Source organism: Crocinitomix algicola (assembly GCF_001661595.2).
Classification (GTDB): domain Bacteria; phylum Bacteroidota; class Bacteroidia; order Flavobacteriales_D; family Crocinitomicaceae; genus Crocinitomix; species Crocinitomix algicola.
Window position 1 is genome coordinate 116,246 of the sequence record NZ_LYPF02000015.1, and the last position, 21,336, is coordinate 137,581.

At 39.2% G+C, this 21,336-nt stretch carries 15 protein-coding genes; 3 read left to right on the forward strand and 12 right to left on the reverse strand.

Annotated features, from left to right (window positions below; all coding sequences use genetic code 11):
• Positions 1 to 2: 2 nt before the first annotated feature.
• Positions 3 to 782: a GLPGLI family protein gene (locus A8143_RS09430; RefSeq protein WP_083261310.1), complete on the forward strand. Its 780-nt coding sequence runs from the start codon at positions 3 to 5 to the stop codon at positions 780 to 782.
• A 13-nt stretch (positions 783 to 795) separates the two neighbouring features.
• The gene (locus A8143_RS09435) at positions 796 to 3,519 is read left to right on the forward strand and encodes a TonB-dependent receptor domain-containing protein (protein WP_083261311.1); all 2,724 of its coding nucleotides are present in this window, start codon (positions 796 to 798) and stop codon (positions 3,517 to 3,519) included.
• A gap of 38 nt (positions 3,520 to 3,557) precedes the next feature.
• On the opposite strand, the gene A8143_RS09440 is transcribed toward A8143_RS09435, so the two are convergent.
• Together A8143_RS09440 and A8143_RS09445 are read right to left on the reverse strand one after the other, a co-directional pair.
• The gene (locus tag A8143_RS09440) at positions 3,558 to 5,477 is read right to left on the reverse strand and encodes a glycine-rich protein (RefSeq protein ID WP_070137948.1); all 1,920 of its coding nucleotides are present in this window, start codon (positions 5,475 to 5,477) and stop codon (positions 3,558 to 3,560) included.
• 119 nt (positions 5,478 to 5,596) lie between these two features.
• Positions 5,597 to 6,181, reverse strand: a complete 585-nt coding sequence (locus A8143_RS09445; protein WP_070137949.1) for a DUF1287 domain-containing protein — start codon at positions 6,179 to 6,181, stop codon at positions 5,597 to 5,599.
• Between the two features lie 145 nt (positions 6,182 to 6,326).
• Between A8143_RS09445 and A8143_RS09450 the strand changes: the two genes are divergently transcribed.
• Positions 6,327 to 6,761, forward strand: coding sequence for a DUF2141 domain-containing protein (locus A8143_RS09450; protein ID WP_070137950.1), 435 nt, complete (start codon positions 6,327 to 6,329; stop codon positions 6,759 to 6,761).
• Positions 6,762 to 6,771: 10 nt separating this feature from the next.
• On the opposite strand, the gene A8143_RS09455 is transcribed toward A8143_RS09450, so the two are convergent.
• The 10 genes from A8143_RS09455 to A8143_RS17315 all read right to left on the reverse strand — a co-directional run bounded on the left by A8143_RS09455 (position 6,772) and on the right by A8143_RS17315 (position 21,299).
• Positions 6,772 to 7,152 carry a putative signal transducing protein gene (locus A8143_RS09455; protein WP_070137951.1) on the reverse strand — a complete coding sequence of 127 codons (381 nt, stop codon included), beginning with the start codon at positions 7,150 to 7,152 and terminating at the stop codon, positions 6,772 to 6,774.
• Between the two features lie 3 nt (positions 7,153 to 7,155).
• Positions 7,156 to 7,551: an OsmC family protein gene (locus A8143_RS09460; protein ID WP_070137952.1), complete on the reverse strand. Its 396-nt coding sequence runs from the start codon at positions 7,549 to 7,551 to the stop codon at positions 7,156 to 7,158.
• 236 nt (positions 7,552 to 7,787) lie between these two features.
• Positions 7,788 to 8,534: a L,D-transpeptidase family protein gene (locus A8143_RS09465; protein ID WP_070137953.1), complete on the reverse strand. Its 747-nt coding sequence runs from the start codon at positions 8,532 to 8,534 to the stop codon at positions 7,788 to 7,790.
• Positions 8,535 to 8,666: 132 nt separating this feature from the next.
• Positions 8,667 to 9,998, reverse strand: coding sequence for a PhoH family protein (locus A8143_RS09470; RefSeq protein WP_070137954.1), 1,332 nt, complete (start codon positions 9,996 to 9,998; stop codon positions 8,667 to 8,669).
• A 276-nt stretch (positions 9,999 to 10,274) separates the two neighbouring features.
• Positions 10,275 to 11,735, reverse strand: coding sequence for a glycine-rich protein (locus tag A8143_RS09475; protein WP_070137955.1), 1,461 nt, complete (start codon positions 11,733 to 11,735; stop codon positions 10,275 to 10,277).
• A gap of 150 nt (positions 11,736 to 11,885) precedes the next feature.
• Positions 11,886 to 13,415 (reverse strand): T9SS type A sorting domain-containing protein, encoded by a 1,530-nt coding sequence (locus tag A8143_RS17305; protein ID WP_139134318.1) that lies wholly within the window; start codon positions 13,413 to 13,415, stop codon positions 11,886 to 11,888.
• Between the two features lie 152 nt (positions 13,416 to 13,567).
• Positions 13,568 to 15,088 carry a T9SS type A sorting domain-containing protein gene (locus tag A8143_RS17310; RefSeq protein WP_070137957.1) on the reverse strand — a complete coding sequence of 507 codons (1,521 nt, stop codon included), beginning with the start codon at positions 15,086 to 15,088 and terminating at the stop codon, positions 13,568 to 13,570.
• Between the two features lie 153 nt (positions 15,089 to 15,241).
• On the reverse strand, positions 15,242 to 16,699 hold the full coding sequence (locus A8143_RS09490) for a glycine-rich protein (RefSeq protein WP_070137958.1): 1,458 nt from the start codon (positions 16,697 to 16,699) through the stop codon (positions 15,242 to 15,244).
• A gap of 153 nt (positions 16,700 to 16,852) precedes the next feature.
• Complete coding sequence (locus A8143_RS09495) at positions 16,853 to 18,757, reverse strand: glycine-rich protein (protein WP_070137959.1); 1,905 nt, start codon at positions 18,755 to 18,757, stop codon at positions 16,853 to 16,855.
• Positions 18,758 to 19,064: 307 nt separating this feature from the next.
• On the reverse strand, positions 19,065 to 21,299 hold the full coding sequence (locus A8143_RS17315; RefSeq protein WP_070137960.1) for a T9SS type A sorting domain-containing protein: 2,235 nt from the start codon (positions 21,297 to 21,299) through the stop codon (positions 19,065 to 19,067).
• Positions 21,300 to 21,336 lie beyond the last annotated feature (37 nt).

Genomic DNA, 21,336 nt, shown 5'->3' on the forward strand with positions numbered 1-21,336 from the left:
CAATGAAACACTTTTTGAGCTTCTGCTTTTGTTTATTTATGGTCAGTAAGGCCTCATTTTCTCAGATTAGCGGCGAAGCATTTTATCGAACAAAAATAGACGTCAGTAAAAGTCATCCACAACCACCGAGAGGTCCTATGGATGATACAAAACCATTGTTAATGGAGTTTGGAAGTGTTTTAATTTTTGATCAGGATGAAGCAATTTATCGGTATCTAAAAACTAAGAACACGACCGAATTTTCAGATTCTCACGAAGACCGGAGAAAACAATTTATGATGAAACGACTGGCACCTGAGAATGACGTAATTTATACCAATACAGAATCTGGAAGAGTTGTATCACAAAAAGAATTCATGGATAAACTTTTCTTAATTGAAACGTCAATTTCTACAGACAAATGGAAAATGACAGGTGAAACAAAGCTTGTATCAGGTATGAACTGTATAAAAGCAGCGTATATTTCGGACACAACAGACGCTTCGGATTTTCAAAACACTTTTGTATGGTTTGCTCCTGAACTTCCCATAGCAGCAGGACCAGCTGGGTTTGGAGGATTACCTGGCTTGATTCTTTATATCAACGTAAATGACGGTGAACGAGAAATATCACTCGATCAGATAATCTTTAAACCAATTGATAAAAAAGAGTTGAAAGAGCCGAAAAAAGGAAAAAAAGTCACAAAAGAAGCCTTTGCCAGCATCGTAAGAAAAAAGCGCGAAGAGCAGCGTCAACATTTACAAGACAGAAGAAATCAAGGAGGACCACCCCCTCACCATTAAATCAAACTAAACCATGAAAAACGTAATTTTAATGTTGTCCATAATGGGCCTCATCAGTACAAGCTTTGCTCAATCCGTTCAGTTAAAAGGCGCTGTTCATTCAATAGAGGGTGATTCAATACCGGGTGCTTCAGTAATGTTGATTGGGGCTGTGGATTCACTACTAAAAACCTATGCCATTACCGATAAAAATGGTGCTTTTAAGTTGGTGGGTGTCAAGTCAGGCGATTATATTGCGAAAGTTTCTTTTTATGGTTACCAGCCTTTAGAATATGGCTTTTCGGTAGACCAATCTGGAGATAATCAACAGTTGCCGATTTTTCATTTAGAACCAAAACTTTTAGATGCGGTGGTGATTGATGAACATTTTCAACCCATTCAAATAAAAGGAGACACCTTGGAGTATGATTCTAGAGCTTTTGAAGTGAAAGAACATGATGTTGTTGAAGATTTATTAAAACAATTACCAGGTGTTGAGGTACAGGAAGATGGCTCAATAAAAGTACAAGGAAAAGATGTTCAACAAGTGACCGTGGATGGCGAAAAATTTTTTGGAGAAGATGCATCGGTAGCTACTAAAAATTTACCTGCCAATGCTGTGTCTAAAATTCAAGTTTTCGACAAAACTTCTGAGCAATCTGAATTCACAGGAATTGATGATGGCTCGGAAACAACAACCATTAATATTAAACTTAAAGAATCTCACAAAAAAGGAGTATTTGGCAATATTGCTCTGAGTGGTGGAAGTGAAATTCCAACCAATGAATCATTGCGCTACGAGACGAAAGGAAATGTTTTCTACTTCAAGAAAGATTGGCAAATTTCATTAATAGGAATGTCCAACAATATTAATCAAACAGGTTTTACATTTAGTGATTATCGAAATTTTATGGGTGGTGCTCAAACTATGCGAAGAGGTGGTGGTGATTTGGGTGGATTATCATTAAGTGATGGGAATGCTGATGATGGATTTTTAACTACGCACGCAACAGGTATAAATGTGAGTTACAAACCTTCGGATAAAACAACTCTATCGACTTCTTTTTTCTTAAATAATTTTGATAAAACCTATCAAAAATCATTATTCCGAGAAACATATTATAATGATTCCACTTTTTTCACTGATGAGTTCGCTGTACAAAATAGCAATTCCATCAATGGGAGGGGAACGCTTTTCTTTCAGCAGAAATTTGATTCTACCCAACAGCTTAACTTCAATCTCTGGGGTGAACTGGGAGAAACAGCTTATTTGAATGATAATTTAATAAAGAATTACAATAGTGAAGATGGACTTTTTAGTTCTTTCACTACGGCGCTTAATCAAGATGATTTTAACTATTCCTTTAATAGCTCAGCAGATTACCGCAAAAAATTCCTAAAACCAGGTCGTTATACAGGATTAGATTTAGCTTATGATCGAGATAATTCGGATATACAAACCTACTTAAGTTACCTTAACACGCTAGTCAATGACGGGGTACCGGTTGAAACAGTAACCAATCAAGATCAATACACCCTTTCAACAACTGACAATTTTTCGGGAGCTTGGACATGGTCTGAACCCATCACAAAAAATCAATTATTGCAGGCGGATTTAGGATACAAAAGAAGTTCAGAATCGCGGAATCGATCAGTTTATGACATTTTGGATGATCAACAGTCTGAAAACATTGTACTTTCCGGACTGGGTGATTACTTACAAACTTCTTACTACGGAGAACTTCGTCACAAATTTATTGCAAATACCTTTAACACTACGATAGGTTTAAATTACGAACATTTAATTTTATCGGGGGCAGCAATTTTTGCCAGTTCACAACCTTACGATTATATTTTTCCCAACTTAAGAATTGACTGGGATCCGAATAAAAAATCTAATCTCCGAATTGATTATACAACTTCAATAAACGCCCCAAGTTTAAATCAACTTCAACCCTTACAAGACAATACTAATCCCTCGCAATTGATTTTGGGAAATACTGACTTAACTCCTGAGTACGCGCATCGTTTAAATCTACGGTTCAGAAATATAAATCAATATAATTTTAGTTTTTTCATGGCGAATATAACCGGGGAATACACGGAAAATAATATTGTTTATTCGCAAAATTTAAACGAATTTTATGTGACAGAATTGAGTCCTGAAAACATTGGTAGTGAGAAAAGTTTATCCGCATTTGCCGCATACGGTGCATCTGTTCATCGTTTAAAAACCAAATTTAGAATTCGAGGAAATGGATCAGTATCCAATGGTTTGGTCAATCTAAATCAAACTCAAGATGCTTATACAACCTATAGCTTCAGTCCGGTAATTTCAATTGAAAATATTGGGAAATCTATTGTTGATTTACGTTCGGGTTTAGGGTATAATTATTCTATCAATACCTATAAGGACAATTCTAGTTTTAACAACGATTATCAAAACATTAATTATTATGTTAATATGACTTTTAAACTAAAAGATCGATGGGAGTTTAACCCAATATTTCAACATTATTTTTATCCTGATTTTGAAACCAATAATGAAATTATGCTTTTGGATTTTAATATTGCTTTAAACTTATTGGAAAGTCGAAAACTACAAATTTTTGTTTCGGGAAAAGATTTATTGAATCAAAATACGGGCTTTAATCAATACTACTTACAAAATATCTACGAACGTGAGTTGACTGAGACACTCGGTCGTTATGTGATGCTTGGTTTAAAATATTCGTTTGAACGATTTGGAGGACAATAAAAAACGGGTTACCGTTATTTGTAACCCGTTTATTTCAATTATTTTTTGATAATTTTCTCTGTAATTCTCCCTGTATTATTACTTAATTCTAGAAAATACAATCCATCAGCAAGGTCGTTAAGATTCAATTGATGAATGTTTAGACCAACACCTTGCTCTAAAACTTTACCGTTGATATCCAGAATTACAAAATTAAAGGTCCCATCAAGTAAAATTTCCAATTCCCCGTTGGTTGGATTTGGATAAACTTCAACTTGAGAATGGCTTAATTCAATAATATTCACTTGACTCGATACGGTAATATTCTCCTCAACATCTTGACATTCATTTTCATCTTGAACGATAACGGTATATGTTCCTCCCTCAATACCTGTTAAATCCTCTGAGTCATCAAAGTCACCAGTACCATCATTATCCCAATCAAATGTATAACCCGGTGTACCTCCTGTCACTTCTATTTCTATACTTCCATCAGATCCAAGGACTTCATCAGTAACGCTATAGGAGATTATTTCAGGTAATTCATTAACAGTTATATCAATACTTGCTTCATTACTACAACCCTCCTCATCATCGTAACCCGTTACAGTATAACTATATTCACCTGTTGACATTGGAGTAAACGGAACCCCATTTTCAACACCTTCGGTCCATGTGTATGTTGCTGCACCCGTTCCATTCAAAGTCACTGACTCTCCCAAACAAATATTCAAATCAGAAGCGGTAGCACCCACAGTTGGCGACTCTATGACTGTAATTGTAATTTCATCAGAACCCGAACAACCGTGCCAATCCTCTCCCATAACTTCAAATGTAAAAGTTCCCAATTCATCCATGATAAATGGTTCATCATCTTCAATATCACCCGGCGTCCAAGTATAAAAAGCACCACCAGAACCATAAAGGGTAACTTCATGACCAAAACAAACTATTTCAGGATCTGCATTCGCTACAATTTCGGGGTCTTCATGTACTTCAATTTCAATTTCAACTGGGCAATCCGTCCCCGAAGTACTGACAGCAGTAAAGATATAGGTTCCCTCACCGCCAGGTAGAAAAGGAACATCATTCTCTATTCCATCGTCCCACATGGCAACACCACCCGTAATTGAAGTTGCGCTCAATGTTACTTCTTCACCGATACATAAATCATAATCTGACACCTCTATTTCCATACCCACACATAGTTCAGTAATGATGACATATCCATTTCCGATATTACCACCTACGGTATGCACAACCTCTATGGCATCCGGATGCGTATAACTACTCCCGCCACCTGCTCCTTCAAAGCAGCCAGACCCGCCTCCATAGTAACCGCCACCTCCACCAACACCGAAGGAGCCTGTATTATCACCTCCTAAACCAAATTCACCATTGTGATTATCACCACAAGAACCGTGACCAGTTGGTCCAGCAATTCCTCCTGCCACTTGCGTACCTCCACTTCCAGTATACTGACAATCTGAACAAGAATAAAGGCAACCTCCTTCTGCCTCAAGACCCCCTCCATGACCTCCTTCTGCCGTCCATGTTCCGCAATTACTTGCCGAACCGCCGCCTCCACCAGCAACTGCTATTCTATCTGCCAACCCATAAGGTGACACACGTATGTCAGACGCTCCGCCGCCTCCCCCATAGTTTTCATTTGTTCCCGGTGTACCTCCACCATTATAACCTCCTGTTGTTGCCGTTCCTTCTCCTCCAACATAGATTTCCAAGGTTTCACCAGGCGTTACGGGAATAATTGCTTCGACAATGCCTCCTTCACCAATTGGACCAAAACCATCACCTCCAGCTAACTCTACTTGAATAGATGTTATACCCGCAGGCACTTCATAAGTCTGCACATCGCCTGTATAAAAAAAAGTATGTGTTTCTTGTGAATTTGCTGCATTGTCAAGTCCACCAAAAAATAAAAAAGTTAAAACACTTAAAACGTAAGTTTTTCTAGTCATAGGGGAAAATTTTAAATTAAAAAGTTACTTCTAATTTAAATCAATACAACCTGAAAAACAAGTGGTTAACAAAAGATTTATGAGATGTCAAAAAAAAAACAAAACTTTGAAACGAATTATTAAAAGCCGAACCTGTAATGACCAATAATTTTATAATTGAACAGACAATCTTCTAATACTTGGCCCGCCCCAATATTATGAATTATTTGATACCTATGACCATCATTAGATTTAATTGCTGAAACAATACCGATATGCGTTATGGCTCCACCCAGATTCCAACACACAATATCACCGGGTAAGTAATCAAAAGAATTTTGACTGACTGTAAGGGTTTTTCCATGCCTTTCAAAAAAGGTCATTAAGTTGGGAACGCGCCTATGATCAATATTTTTATCCGGTTGAGTTAAACCCCATTTTTGCGGGTAACTTTTAAAATTATTTCGCATATCTTCATGTACTAATTGTTGCAAATCAATACCAAATTTTCGATACGCTCGAATGACAACATCTGTGCATACCCCACGATCAGCAGGAACATCACCATTGGGATAAGTTAAACTAAAGTACGAAGGATCGTAAATGACATGTTGCTTAGTTAAGTGTAAAGCAGAATCGGCGAAGGTGATATATAAGCTTGTTTGGCTAATGCCATGAAAGCCTAAAAAAAATAGCGTTATAAGAAATAGAGAACGATTTAACATGGATAGAATTTTTATAAAGTAACCGATTAGTTTGAAGGCCTCCTAGTTTTTCATCACTAAAGCCGAATGGTTTAAAATTTTTTAACAGCTATTGTAAAACATTTTCTTTGCGGGCGAGTTAAAAGGTAAACTAAAAACTAAAGTAATGAAACCGTTAAAACTATTGCTCCTGTTAGGATTAACCTCAATTTTTACGATTGGCCAAGCAGCAACTCTAAAAATTGCAATCAAAAATATCCGTTCATCCAAGGGTAGAGTTTCAATAGGACTTTACAAGAATGACGACGCTTTTCAGAACGACAGACCAATGAAAAAGATAAAGATTAGTAAATCCGCTTTAAAAGGGGGTAAACTGAGTTACTCTCTAGATTTACCTGCAGGGACATATGGTCTTGCATTGTTAGATGATGAAAATAGTAACGATGAAATGGACAGTAATTTTATTGGCATTCCAAACGAAGGTTATGGTTTTTCCAATTATGTTCATTCCGGAATGTTTAAACCGTCATTTTCTGATTTTAAATTTACCGTAAAGGATGGTGTTATCAATTCTGTGACAATTGCAGTAGACTATTTTTGATGGCCCTTTATTAGGATAAAAAAGCGATTATTAGCGCGAAACAGAGCGCAAATAAAAAGAATAAACCAATTAAACGATAAACGAGTTGAAGTTTACCAAAAAATGGTATTTTTTGTGTGAGTTGATTAAAACGAACCATAAACGGAGACGGTTCATTTTCTTTTGCTGTTTGAATTCCGAAAGATTCTAAAATGGGTTCAGCACGTACCAAGTCGGTTTGGTTGATAAAAAGTTTAACACCACCAATTGCATTTGAATAAAAATTATGAACTTGTACTGTTAATTCGTCTTGCGTAAAGCAGGTAATCCCTTCTGACTCTAGTTTACTTCGGAGGACAATTACTTCATGTGGAAACTCAAAACTTGCTATTTTTACCCAACCATCTTTCATCGATTAATTACTTTGAATTTCAGGCTCGATATTGGTCATAAACTCGCAAGAATTTGTAATAAAATTCATAACATTAGCTTTGGCATGTAATTCTTTCGCTAAAACTAATTGAGATTTATTATCGATTTGAACGATGGGACAAATTGTAATCTCTTTAAATTTACGAATACCATCATCTGTTTTAATTACGATACCTTTTGCTTTATCCTGATAGTTGAGGATATTAATACCATTTGATTTACAGAGGTTCTGGTATAAAACCATGTGACAAGCTGATAATGAAGATAAAAATAAGTCTTCTGGACTTTGGTTTACTTCTGTGTCTAGTTTTGCCGAATCATCTTCTCCCCCTTGCCTTCCAGACCATTCGACTTTGATTTCACCGTATTGATCACTCATATACTTAGGATTGCGTATTTAGTTTAGTGTATTGTTCAATAAAGTTAATCAAATATTGCAAATATGCTACAGAATAAGAGAGAGCCTGCCATAAATTCATAAGAGTGTTTAAAACCTAACATTTTATCCGCGTTAGGGATTGCAGCAATTGTTTAAGCTCCCCGACTTAGGCGGGAGCGAGTGCGAAAAGCCCGACACTTTATGTGTTTACTAAGTAAAGTGGAACGCCCTAAAAATTATTCCTCAACAGTATGCCTCCCATTGGATAAAAAACCAATTTTAGGTAGTGTTTTGTTTTGATTAAATAGGTCATACCCTTTTTTTAGGTCTTGCCACAAGCCGAGATTGGCTGAATTATTGGAAAAACTTGTACGAAGATATGCATAGTTTTCAGCTGTTAATTCGGTAGGAAAAATTGTGATTGGTATTGTTGTTTGACCATTATTTCGTGCCTCAACACACATGACATAGAGCTCCTTAATTTCTGGGTCTGTTATAGGTAAGCATCCAATTGTAACGCATGAACCATGAATGTAAATATCTCCTCCCAATTTGTGTTGATCTCCTAATATTCGATCAGATTTGTTGGGATAATTTATTCCCAATGACAAATAAAATGTACTTGACGGATTAAAAATATTTATGTGATAAAAACCTTCCGGAACTTGCAAATCTCCTTCTTTTCGCTTTGGTCCTATGACTCCAGAAGATGCGCAGATAGCGTACTTTTTAATTAATTGAAATTGATCATCGGACTTATTTTTACCCCACAACTCCAATATTTTATCATGCTTAAAAGCTCTCAAATAAAGGTTTAGATGCTCTATTTTAATGTTATGGTTGTTTAACATTTCTACAACCTCACTTTCTTTATCGGTATAGGCTTGCCGCACGCGTGGATATTTTAATTGCTCTGATTTAAAAGAGACACCAACACTGAGGGAAAAGATAAAAATTAATATTAAGCCACTTAAAACCTTCATGAAAATTTGTATGATTTAAAAATAGAAGAATTTAGGACAAGTGGCAAACCATCATCATGATGTTAACTTTTTTTAATAATAGGAGGTAGTTAAACTATCCTCCCTTTATCATCAACAAAAAAAAACGAAAACTTATAAAAGTTCGTTGGCCAGATTGGCAAGTTCAGATCGTTCTCCTTTTTCTAATTTAATGTGTGCAAACAGGTCATGCCCTTTAAGTCGATCAATTAAATACGTTAACCCATTACTTTCCTCATCCATGTATGGGGTATCAATTTGTTTGATGTCACCTGTAAAAACAATTTTAGTTCCTTCACCGGCCCGTGTAATAATGGTTTTTACCTCATGTGGACTTAAATTTTGAGCTTCATCAATTATGAACATTGCATTTGATAAACTCCTACCACGGATAAAGGCCAGTGCTGTGATGGATAAAACACCTGATTGTTCCATTTCCTCAAGAATTTTATGTTTTTTCTCTCCAGGTCTGAACTGTGCTTTGATAAATTTGAGGTTATCCCAAAGTGGTTGCATGTAAGGGGATATTTTATCTTCGGCGCTCCCAGGTAAAAACCCAATATCTCGGTTGCTTAAAGGTATTATTGGACGAGCAAGAATTATTTGATTATACAATTGTCTTTGCTCAAGTGCAGATGCTAATGCAAGCAACGTTTTCCCTGTACCTGCCACTCCCTGTAAGCAAACTAATTTTATTTCAGGATTTAAAAGCGCATTAACAGCAAAAGCTTGTTCAGCGTTCCGCGGCTTTACGCTATACACATATTCTTTTTCTACTCTTTCTATACAATTCAACTTCTTATTATAGCGGCTTAGAACAGATTCACTACTCCCATTTTTTAGTATATAATAACCGTTTGCCGTTTGGTGAGGCCCCAGAATCTCCTCAGCTTCAATACTTCCTTTTTTATAAAGTTCGCTAATTTGTTTAGAGTCGATATTTTCGATGATGGGAAAACCTTCGGAAAACTTTGCGACATCTTTGACTTTACCTGTTTCATAATCTTCAGACAATAATCCAATGGCTTTTGCTTTTAAACGCAAGTTGATGTCTTTAGTAACAAGAACCACTGCACGCTCTTTATTCGCATCGGCCAATGTGATGGCGGCATTAATAATTTTATGGTCATTTTTACCAGGACCGTAAATTGCCTCAGCGTCCCTGCCATTTGTAAGGTTTGCCATAACAACCTTTAGTTTTCCTTTACCTCTGCCTAGCGACACCCAATCGTTGAGTCCTTTCTCGGTTAGTTTATCCAGCGAACGAATCACTTCGCGAGCTTGAAAATTTTTGGTATCATTCCCTACTTTAAAATTATCAAGTTCTTCTAAAACTGTAATAGGAATTGCGACATCGTTATTTTTGAAGTTTTTTATGGAAGCATGATCAAATAATAAAACTGAAGTATCAAGAACAAAGATTTTTTTGAGATTCTTTTTAGCCATAATTAGACGTTTGATTTACCCATCAATATAGCGGATAATCCTTGAGAAAATTCAATCTTTCGTTTCAAGTTATTAACCATTCATTTTTAACCTATTAGGATTTAAACTCATTTTTAAGCACTTAGAAAAGGCCAGTTTACACTAAGTTAAAGTTTTGTTAACGAGATAATTGAGTTATCATTCATTCGAGAAAGATTCATCCTACATATTGGTCATAAAAAAAGGACTACCCAATTGGGCAGTCCTTTCTGTTTTAAGAATTTTAGTTTGTGCTATTTACTTCTTAACGAATTTTAGCACATTGGTTTCATTGTTTTGTTGGATGGTAATGAAATAAAGACCTGCATCAAATTCAGAAACATCAATATTATCAGCAGTTGAAATTTGACCAGTACTCAAAATGCTGCCTTTTAAATTACTAATACTGTAAGTAGCATTTTCCACACCTTCAATTGCGATATTGTTTGTTGTTGGATTTGGATAAACATTGAGCGCTTGCTGTGACAAACTTTGGTCTGATAAAAATCCATTTAAAACAAAAATTTCAGAACCTTGACACCCTTTGTAATCACGAATTACCACCTTGTAAATACCTTCATCAAGACCCGTTAAGTCTTCAGGATCATCAAAGTCGCCAGTACCATCATTATCCCAATCAAACTCATAAACAGGTTCTCCTCCGGACACCGTGATATCAATTTCACCATCCCCACCAAACTCAGCATCAATTTTTGTAGAACTCACTACTTTTGGTACGTCTAGTACTAAAATTTCAACATTTGCTGGGCAGTCAGTTGGAGATGTACTAGATGAATTAAACTCTAATAATCCAACGGATTCAGGAACAAATTCTACCCCATTTTCAAGACCACCGCTCCAAGAAACATCACCGCCAGTATGAGAAGTTCCGGTGATAGTTACCCCTTCACCTAAACAGATTTCGTATGAACTAACGGTTGTTGTAATCGCATCGCACAGCAAAGTGAGAATCACCCGACCGTGTCCAGCATTAGCACCACTCATAGAAGATGCGTCCTCCAAAATTCCATAGTAAGATGAGCCGCCACCAGCTCCAGCGGCAAATGCAGCTCCACCACCGTAGAATCCACCACCGCCTCCGGCAACGTGATAACCACCTGTTCCTCCAACACCAAATGCTCCATCTGATCCATCACCAGCTCCTGTTCCTCCTTCTGTTTGCGTTCCTCCAGTTCCGGGTGTATACCCTTCATACGCTAATCCAACTTCTCCATATAATCCTCCACCAGCACCACCAGCACCATTATCAGGACAACCTGTATTTCCTCCTCCGCCGCCACCAGCAACGAGCAATCGACTTCCTAAATCCATACCTGTTAATCGAATATCAGACGCGCCGCCTCCAGCACCACCATAGCGACCAGAAGCACCACCACCATTAAAACCTCCGGGTGTACCGCCACCTAGGTTTACTTCAGGCTTTCCGCCAACAAAAATATTTAATGTAGATCCTGGCGCTAAATCAATTCGGCCAGTAGCATAACCGCCCAATCCCCCATCATCATTAACACCATCATCGCAGTCTTCACTTCCCCCGCCTTGTGCTCCCCAAGCTTCCATGATCACACCGTGAACGCCATCTGGAATGACATAAGTTTGCACTGCTCCAGTGTATTCAAATACTACCTCCTGTGCATCAGCATAATTTGTAAATAGAAAGGCCCCGATAAGACCTAAAGTACGTAAGTTATTTTTCATTATATGATTTTTTTTTCAGAACAAAACTCTGCATTTATCTTGCACGTAAATTGATTTATTTAGGAATCTACCATTTTTTTTAAGGAATGGACAAACGAAAAAAGGTCACCTTTGAGGCGACCTTTTTGACTATTAAAAATACTGTTATACTTAGAATTTCAACACTTTACCTTGGTATACCTCTCCGTCTTTATGAATCAAAAGCAGATAAGTTCCTTTTGATAACTCACTCAAATCCAGCGAAGTTTGGTTAACGGCATTACCCGATAAAAGCGATTTACCTCTTAAATCATTCAAGCTATATTCAAAATTACCGTCAACTTCAATGCGCGTAGAACTTTGCGTAGGATTTGGATATACTTGAATATTCGCGAGATTGAAATCTTTAATGCCTACTTGGGAGTTCACAGTGAAATCAGCGTTAATTTCGCAGCCATTTTCATCCTGAACGATAACAGTGTAGGTTCCTCCAACAAGTCCTGTCAAATCTTCTGCATCATCAAAGTCTCCTGTTCCATCATTATCCCAATCATATACATATCCAGGTGCACCACCACTAACAGTAATATCAATTTCACCATCACCTCCAGCAATCTCATCGGTTGTTGTATAACTATCTACAGTAGGACTTTCAATCACCGTAATTTCAACTGTTGCGTCACAATCAGCTTCAGAAGAACTTGTTGCTGTGTAAACGATCGTTCCTAATGCATCTGGAGTAAAAGACACACCATTCTCAATACCATCACTCCACGTAATTGTTCCTTCATTAGAAGAAGTAGCACTAAGCGTTAGGGGGTCTCCAAGACATACTTCGTAATCAGAAACGGAAACTGTTAAATAATCACATAACACCGTGATAATAACCTCACCATTACCAGTTCTAACCCCTGTAGCATTTGATTGCTCTGTTCCAGCATTGTAAGAACCACCACCACCACCACCAGCTCGACATGTACTACCATTACCACCTGCGCCTCCGGAGAATCCTCCTCCTCCTCCACTTCCGCATACTGCTCCACCGCCTCCGCCAAATCCTCCTTGACCGCCTGGTCCAAAACCTGAAGCTCCTTCTCCACCGAAAAAGGTTGGTAATGTCGTACCTCCAGTACACCCATCACCCCAAGTTGAATTTTGACCTGGGCTTAACCAGCCTCCTCCTCCAGAACCTGTTCCCGATGGCGCATCACCAGCTCCACCTTCTCCACCAACACCTCCAAGGGCTAATCCTTCTGCACCTGACGTTCCATCATTACCTGCTTGCCCATCAACTCCCGCTCGACATTCAATTCCTCCCCAATTTTCATTTCCACCTCCGCCTCCACCGGCAGCAACTAATGGAAAATCAGCATCAGTTGGGTCCCAAACAAAAGAGCCTCCGCCTCCGCCTCCAGACGCATCTGGCCCACCACAATTATTTACAAGTCCCTGTTGGCCAACAACAACATTAAAAACTGTTCCTGGCGTTACATCAAATTCACCATAAATTCCTGCACCAAGTCCTCCATTATCATTACCGCCTTGCGCACCATAAGCTTGAATTGAAATTCGACTTACACCCGCTGGGACAGTATATGTATCAATTGTTCCTGTGTAGGAAAATGTTGTCACTTGCGCTGTTGCACTTAGATTAAAACCCAATGCAAATGAAGCTAAAATTGTTTTGTAAAGTATTTTCATAAATTTTGTGTATTGATTTAATCCTTTAATATACAAATTAACAACCTTATCCAAGTAATTATTTAAGGATTAGTATATTCAAATTTATAAACAGAAAAAATGCCGCGAATTTTGCGGCATTTTAACGTATGAAGAAAATAATTTAATCGTAATTATTCTTTTATAATTTTTGATTGATAGAGCTGGTTGTTGCTTTTAAGTTCTAAGAGGTATGTTCCTGACGAAAAGTCTTCCAAATCGACATCAATATTGTTAAATCCGTTACCAGTGAGTAGTATTTTACCTTCTACTGTCAAAACTTGATAATCAAATTGACCGTTAAATTGAATTTGTACTACACTTGTTGTTGGATTTGGAAATACAAGTACTTGAGCAGTTGGAATGTCATTTATACTCAATTGAGAATTCACCTCAATTTCTGAGCTGACTTCACAACCATTTTCATCTTGAACAACAACGGTATAAAGACCTCCATCAAGTCCTGTTAAATCCTCTGAATCATCAAAATCACCTGTCCCATCATTATCCCAATCATAAAGATAACCCGGTGCACCACCACTAACAGTAATGTCAATTTCACCATCTCCTCCAATAATTTCGTCTGTGGACACATAACTATCTACAGTAGGACTTTCAATCACCGTAATTTCAACTGTTGCGTCACAGTCAGCTTCAGAAGAACTCGTAGCTGTGTAAACGATTGTTCCTACAGCATCTGGAGTAAAGGACACACCATTCTCAATACCATCACTCCACGTAATTGTGCCGCCTGTCTCCGAAGAAGCTTCAAAAACAATTTCTTCTCCAAAACAAATCTCGCTTACGTAATCTTCAAGAGTTAAACTGTAACAAAAAATTTCAATAACAACTACTCCATTACCTGAATTATCGGAACCTATATTTACTTGATCTGTTCCTGCATTGAAGGAACCTCCACCACCACCGTGATCAGGGTCATTTCCGCCTGCTCCACCGGAATAACCTCCGCCTCCTCCGCCTCCTCCATAGAGGTTTCCAGCACCACCACCGCCGCCAAATCCACCAATTCCGCCGCAACCTCCGCCGCCGCCGTCGCAGTATGGGTCTCCTCCCGTCCAGTCAGGATGATTAATCCCCCCATGAATTCCACCGCCACCAATGGTTTCCCATCCGGTTCCTCCACCTGCGCATACCGTCCCTGACCAAATTCCCGGTTCACCGCCATTACCTGATGTTCCACCAAATGAGGAACCATCAGAATTTTGGCCACCAGACTCGCCGACCTGACCACCACATTCAGCGTGTAATGGTACAGCAAATTCATAAGGACATCTTCCTCCTCCGCCTCCAGCAGCAATTAATAACTCCATGTCCGCATTGTAGACAAAAGACCCGCCGCCGCCGCCAGCACTATTCTGATCATTTCCTCCTACTTGTAAGTGACCTTCTTCACCAACAATGACATGTAATGTTTCTCCGGGAGTCACAGAGAAGGTTCCCTCCATCGTCGCACCAAGACCACCATCAGCACCACCTTGTGCACCAGAAGCTGTAATTGTAATCGACGATATTCCAGCAGGAACAACAAATGTCTCAGGTTCACCAGTAAATTCAAATGTAGTTTCTTGCGCAATTGTATTTACGCTAAACCCTATTGATAGGAATATTAAAAATGCTTTGTAATATTTTTTCATAAATTTTGTGTATTGATTTAATCCTTTTAATATACAAATTAACAACCTTATCCAAGCAATTATTTAAGGATTAGTACATTCAAGTTTATAAACAGAAAAAATGCCGCGAATCTTGCGGCATTTTAACGTATGAAGAAAATAATTTAATCGTAATTATTCTTTTATAATTTTTGATTGATAGAGCTGGTTGTTGCTTTTAAGTTCTAAGAGGTATGTTCCTGAAGAAAAGTCTTCCAAATCGATATCAATATTATTAAATCCATTACCCATAAGCAGTACTTTACCATCCACTGTCAAAACTTGATAATCAAACTGACCGTTAAATTGAATTTGTACTACACTTGTTGTTGGATTTGGAAATACAAGTACTTGAGCAGTTGGAATGTCATTTATACTCAATTGAGAATTCACCTCAATTTCTGAGCTGACTTCACAACCATTTTCATCTTGAACAACTACGGTATAAAGACCTCCATCAAGTCCTGTTAAATCCTCTGAATCATCAAAATCACCTGTCCCATCATTATCCCAATCATAAAGATAACCTGGTGCACCACCACTAACAGTAATGTCGATTTCACCATCTCCTCCAATAATTTCGTCTGTGGACACATAACTATCTACTGTAGGACTTTCAATCACCGTAATTTCAACTGTTGCGTCACAGTCAGCTTCAGAAGAACTCGTAGCTGTGTAAACGATCGTTCCTACAGCATCCGGAGTAAAGGACACACCATTCTCAATACCATCACTCCACGTAATTGTACCACCTGTCTCCGAAGAAGCTTCAAAAACAATTGCTTCTCCAAAACAAATCTCGCTTGGAAACTCTTCCAAAGTCAGTCCGAGGCAAAGAACAGTAATAATAACCTGACCATTTCCTTCTCGCAACCCTGCCGTTGTTGAAGCATCCTCTAAACCATCTATATACGAAGATCCTCCTCCCGCTGCAGCTTGACCAGCACCAGAGCCACCTCCGTACCAGCCACCTCCGCCACCGGCATTATGGTAATCACCAGGACCTCCTCCCACACCAAATTCACCAGCAGCTGCAGCTCCATAACAACAACCCGCGGCACCTCCAGCAATTTGAGTTCCACCGCCTCCGCCTTCAAAACCAGACATATCTTGACCAAAGACTCCTTCTAATCCTCCTCCATCTCCACCATTACTTGGAGACGAACCGTAGGCAGCGCCACCTCCTCCTCCAGCAACAATTACTCTTTCGGTCAATCCATAAGGACTTATTCTTACGTCAGATGCCCCTCCTCCTGAGGCTCCATAATCAGTTCCTGCTTGACCGCCGCCATTATAGCCACCTAGCCCTGTAGCCGCACCTTCTCCTCCAACATAAACTTCCAATACTTGACCTGGCGTTACATCCAATTTACCGATTGAGTAGCCACCTTTTCCAGGTAATGGCGTTATGCCTGCATAGGTTCCTGTTCCTCCAGCTGCACCCCAGGCCTCAATTTGAATAGTCTCAACCCCTGGAGGAACCGTGTATGATTGAACATCCCCCGTAAATTCAAATGTGGTTTCTTGCGCATTTGCGTTTACACTTAATCCGATTGTTAAAACGGTTAAAATTGATTTGTAATATTTTTTCATAAATTTTGCGAATTAATTTAAACCATTAAAATACAAAACATTAACCAAAACACATTGCTTATTTTAGGAAAAACATGTTTCAATTTATAAACAGAAAAAATGCCGTGAGACTCACGGCATTTTGATGTGTATAAGATATTAAAGTACCTGTAATTATTCTTTTATTATTTTTGAGTGGAACAGCTGGTTGTTGCTCATGATCTCTAAGAGGTATGTTCCTGAAGAAAAGTCTTCCAAATTGACATCAATATTGTTAAATCCGTTACCCATAAGCAGTACTTTACCATCCACTGTCAAAACTTGATAATCAAACCGACCGTTAAATTGAATTTGTACTGCACTTGTTGTTGGATTCGGAAATACAAGTACTTGAGCAGTTGGAATGTCATTTATACTCAATTGAGAATTCACCTCAATTTCTGAGCTGACTTCACAACCATTTTCATCTTGAACAACTACGGTATAAAGACCTCCATCAAGTCCGGTTAAATCCTCTGAATCATCAAAATCACCTGTCCCATCATTATCCCAATCATAAAGATAGCCTGGTGCACCACCACTAACAGTAATGTCAATTTCACCATCACCTCCGGCCATCTCATCAGCTGTTGTATAACTATCTATAACAGGTAAATCATGTACGGAAAAAGTCACTTCGTCTTCGCCTGGGCAACCATCCTCATCGACATACCCCACAAGAGAATATGTATAAGTTCCTATCTCACCAGGAACAAAAGCAACTCCATCTTCAATTTCCGGATCCCATTCATAGATTTCACCGCCACTACCTGACAGGGTTACCTCGTCTCCTAAACAAATATTCTCACTTGAAACATTTGCCGTAATTTCGGGAGATTCAATAACTGAAACTTCAATTTCATCTGTTCCTGTACATCCATGCCAATCCTCTCCTATTACAGTAAATACATGCGTTCCTAATTCAGGAATAAAAGGCTCATCGTCTTCAATTTCCCCAGGCTCCCATGAATAGTATGCACCACCCGAACCATGGAGAATTAATTCTTGACCATGACAAACAATTTCAGGGCTAGCATTTGCGACAATATCCGGTGATTCATGAACCTCTATTTCAACTGTTAGCATACAATCACTTCCTGACGTACTTACTCCATTATAAAAATAGGTTCCCACTCCTCCAGGAACAAAAGGGACGCCATTCTCTACGCCTTCATCCCACATTACTGTTCCTCCAGTTGCCGAAATCCCTTCTAAGGTAACTTCCTCACCTAAACATAAATGTTCGTCATATTCTTCCAGTTCAAGTGCTACACACAAGACTGTTATCACGACTTCACCATGCCCCTCTCTAATTCCTGCAGAAGTACTTGCCTCCTCCAAGTCACCGAGGTAAGATGAACCGCCTCCTCCACCAGCAGCATATGCAGCTCCACCGCCATAATATCCACCGCCTCCACCGGCAACATGATAACCACCTGTTCCTCCAACACCGAGAACTCCTCCGGAACCGTCACCTGCTCCTGCGCCACCGGCAACAGCTGTTCCTCCACCACCTCCAGTGTAACCGGATAAGCCAATACCATCACCTCCGATCAAGCCTCCACCAAGTCCTCCAGTACCGTGATCTGGGCATCCGGTATTTCCACCACCGCCACCACCAGCAACGATAATTCTATCTTCTAATTCCGTACCACCGATACGGACATCAGAGGCTCCACCTCCGGCACCTCCCCATTGACCAGAAGCACCTCCTCCGTTAAAGCCTCCGGGCACCCCAGAACCAGAACCAATTTCAGGTTTACCTCCAACATAAATATGAAGCTCAGTACCTGGTGTAACTGATAAAGAACCGACGGCATACCCTCCAAAACCACCATCATCCTCAGTTGTACCTCCACAAACTTCTGATCCGCCTCCTTGCGCTCCCCAAGCTTCTATTTGAATATTGGAAACACCTGCAGGAACAACATATGTTTGCACCTCACCGGTATAAGAAAAAGTTAATACTTGGGATAACGAATTAAATGACCAATGACAAAATAAGACCATTAGCATTTTTAATGTAGAATTCAATTTCATAATTAAAAAATTAGTTGTTAAAAATTGCGTAAATGCTTTATGGTAACATTGTTTTTTGAGACTTCTACATTCATTGGAAAAGAGATTAACCAACAAATAAGAAATTTTCAATGCATTTGCTAAAAGAATGGATCTTTAGCGAGGAGGTGCGTGAATAAGGAAATTAAGTGAAATATTTATCATATTAAAAAAGTTAGTTGCCTAACTAAGATAGAACAATTTCTCTAATTATCCTATTGATAAAGAGCACAAAACAAAAAAGCCGCCCTATTAACTAAGGCGGCTTAAATTTAATCAAGATTCAATGCTACTCTTTTACTACTTTAGCATTGTAAATATTTTCTCCTTGTGATACCTCGATCAAGTAAGTACCTGCGGAAAGTTTAGTTAGATCAATTTCAACTTGATCATTTCCAATTCCTGAAATGATTTCTTTACCATTAATAGTAAACAGTTTATAGCTGTATTCACCTTCTACCGATAATACAAAACTATTGGTAGTAGGGTTTGGATAAATCGATAGGTTTTCTTGACCTAACTCTTCAACTCCAACATAGCTTCGGATAAAGAATAATGAATCAACATCAGGACAAACTTCGATATCAACACCTGTATCATGTACATTAACGTGATATGACCCTGAAGTTAAACCAGAAACATCCTCTGTTGTTGGACCATGTGACCATTCATATCCAAAAGAACCAGAACCACCAACCATCGTGATATCAATACTACCACCGTAAGGGGAATATTCATCATTCACTACAGCTGTAATCTCAGGTAATTCTACTCCTGTTACGACAACCATATCAGAAGCTTTACAACCGATTTCATTCGTTCCTGAAACTGTATATACATTTTCGCCAGGAAGAGCAGGGAAAGGAACACCATTTGTAATATCTGGTGACCAAGTATAAGTTTCAGCACCAGTTGCCGTTAAAATCACATCATACCCTTCACACTGTGTAACATCAAGACCTGCATTTACAATAGGAATCTCATGGACAATTACAGTAGCAAAAGCAGTATCGTAACAACCTTCATCTGATACACCTACAACCATATGAACAAAAGTACCAGGTGACTCTGGAGTGATTGTCTCACCATCTTCAAGTCCACCTCCCCAATCGAATGCGGTAGCACCATCACCACTACCATTAATTGTATAAGAATCTCCTAAACAAATTTCACTTGGAGTAGCAGTTGCTATAACTTCAGGTTGCGGTGCACCCACTAAAGTAATTGAAGCCGGAGCTCCTTCACAACCTAATACAGATCCTACTACCGTATAAGTTACAGTTCCTTCTTCAGCTAAGAAAGCAACACTATCCATAGGAGTTACATCACCTGTACCTGACCATTCGTAGGTGTCACCACCTTCACCCCATAGTGTGATTAATGCTCCTTCACAAGCAGTTGGTAAACTTGAGTTTGCTGTAATATCTGGCACTGGAGAAGCCGAAATATCGATTTCAAACGCACAATCTAAAGCACTTGAACTTGTTGCCGTATAAGTCGTTGTTCCTGGAGGAGGCGTAAAAGGAGAACCATCTACTACTCCACCTGACCAAGTAATAACACCACCAGTTTCAGAGTCAACATCTAAGGTTAATTCTTCCCCTAAACAAACACCAGTAACAGGTATATCAGGAACTAATCCAATACAAAGAACTTCGATAATTACAACTCCGTCACCTTCATTTTCACCACCCACATTCACTTGATTGATTCCATCATTATATGATCCACCGCCACCAGCGATGTAACCACCCTGGCCACCTGACCAGCCGCCGCCACCGCCGCCGCCGCTACAGCCACGACCTTGACCTCCGCCACCGAATCCACCAGTAGCAACATGACTGCATGAACCGCAATTACCTCCTAGCGCACCATTCAAAAATGATTTACCTCCACAACCATACGAACCGTCATTTGCTCCATCAGTTCTGAATCCACCACCTGCAGACCCCCAACTACTTGAAGAAATTAAAGCTCCTTCTTCTGCAGGAGTAACAGCAGCACCACCACCAGAAGAACTACCTCCTGATCCTGATGTACCCATTTCACCAACAACACCTGGATTTCCATCTGTTGCAGCACCTGATCTGGTTCCACCACCACCACCTGCAACAATCAAAGGTGTAACAGTGTGATCAGCAAACGGTCCAGCCGTCATAGTATATGCACCAGGACCACCAATACCTTCATCCAAAACGACAAAAGTACCGCCGCCGCCGCCGCCATTTGAACCTGAACTTGCTCCTAAACCTTCTCCTCCAACTGCGATAATTAACGTAGAGCCTGGTTCCACATCAAACTCCCCATACATTGAGGCTCCCTTACCTCCTGAACGACCACTTTGAGCAGCCGCCCCTTGGGCACCTTTAGCAGTAATAGCTATACTACTTACACCGTCTGGAACCGTATAAGTAGTATAATCACCGCTGTAGTCAATAGTCGTAATATCTTGAGCCCAGAGTTGGGATAACCCAAGAGATAGAATTAAAGTCGCAATTAACTTTAAATTGTAGTATTGCTTCATCTTGATTTTGTTTAAATTATTACGCTAAAATTAATAA

Excerpts from the sequence above, each read along its gene's own strand:
- A8143_RS09430 (WP_083261310.1), top strand. The coding sequence starts at position 3 with ATGAAACACTTTTTGAGCTTCTGCTTTTGTTTATTTATGGTCAGTAAG.
- A8143_RS09435 (WP_083261311.1), top strand. The coding sequence starts at position 796 with ATGAAAAACGTAATTTTAATGTTGTCCATAATGGGCCTCATCAGTACA.
- A8143_RS09440 (WP_070137948.1), bottom strand. The coding sequence starts at position 5,477 with ATGACTAGAAAAACTTACGTTTTAAGTGTTTTAACTTTTTTATTTTTT.
- A8143_RS09445 (WP_070137949.1), bottom strand. The coding sequence starts at position 6,181 with ATGTTAAATCGTTCTCTATTTCTTATAACGCTATTTTTTTTAGGCTTT.
- A8143_RS09450 (WP_070137950.1), top strand. The coding sequence starts at position 6,327 with ATGAAACCGTTAAAACTATTGCTCCTGTTAGGATTAACCTCAATTTTT.
- A8143_RS09455 (WP_070137951.1), bottom strand. The coding sequence starts at position 7,152 with ATGAAAGATGGTTGGGTAAAAATAGCAAGTTTTGAGTTTCCACATGAA.
- A8143_RS09460 (WP_070137952.1), bottom strand. The coding sequence starts at position 7,551 with ATGAGTGATCAATACGGTGAAATCAAAGTCGAATGGTCTGGAAGGCAA.
- A8143_RS09465 (WP_070137953.1), bottom strand. The coding sequence starts at position 8,534 with ATGAAGGTTTTAAGTGGCTTAATATTAATTTTTATCTTTTCCCTCAGT.
- A8143_RS09470 (WP_070137954.1), bottom strand. The coding sequence starts at position 9,998 with ATGGCTAAAAAGAATCTCAAAAAAATCTTTGTTCTTGATACTTCAGTT.
- A8143_RS09475 (WP_070137955.1), bottom strand. The coding sequence starts at position 11,735 with ATGAAAAATAACTTACGTACTTTAGGTCTTATCGGGGCCTTTCTATTT.
- A8143_RS17305 (WP_139134318.1), bottom strand. The coding sequence starts at position 13,415 with ATGAAAATACTTTACAAAACAATTTTAGCTTCATTTGCATTGGGTTTT.
- A8143_RS17310 (WP_070137957.1), bottom strand. The coding sequence starts at position 15,088 with ATGAAAAAATATTACAAAGCATTTTTAATATTCCTATCAATAGGGTTT.
- A8143_RS09490 (WP_070137958.1), bottom strand. The coding sequence starts at position 16,699 with ATGAAAAAATATTACAAATCAATTTTAACCGTTTTAACAATCGGATTA.
- A8143_RS09495 (WP_070137959.1), bottom strand. The coding sequence starts at position 18,757 with ATGAAATTGAATTCTACATTAAAAATGCTAATGGTCTTATTTTGTCAT.
- A8143_RS17315 (WP_070137960.1), bottom strand. The coding sequence starts at position 21,299 with ATGAAGCAATACTACAATTTAAAGTTAATTGCGACTTTAATTCTATCT.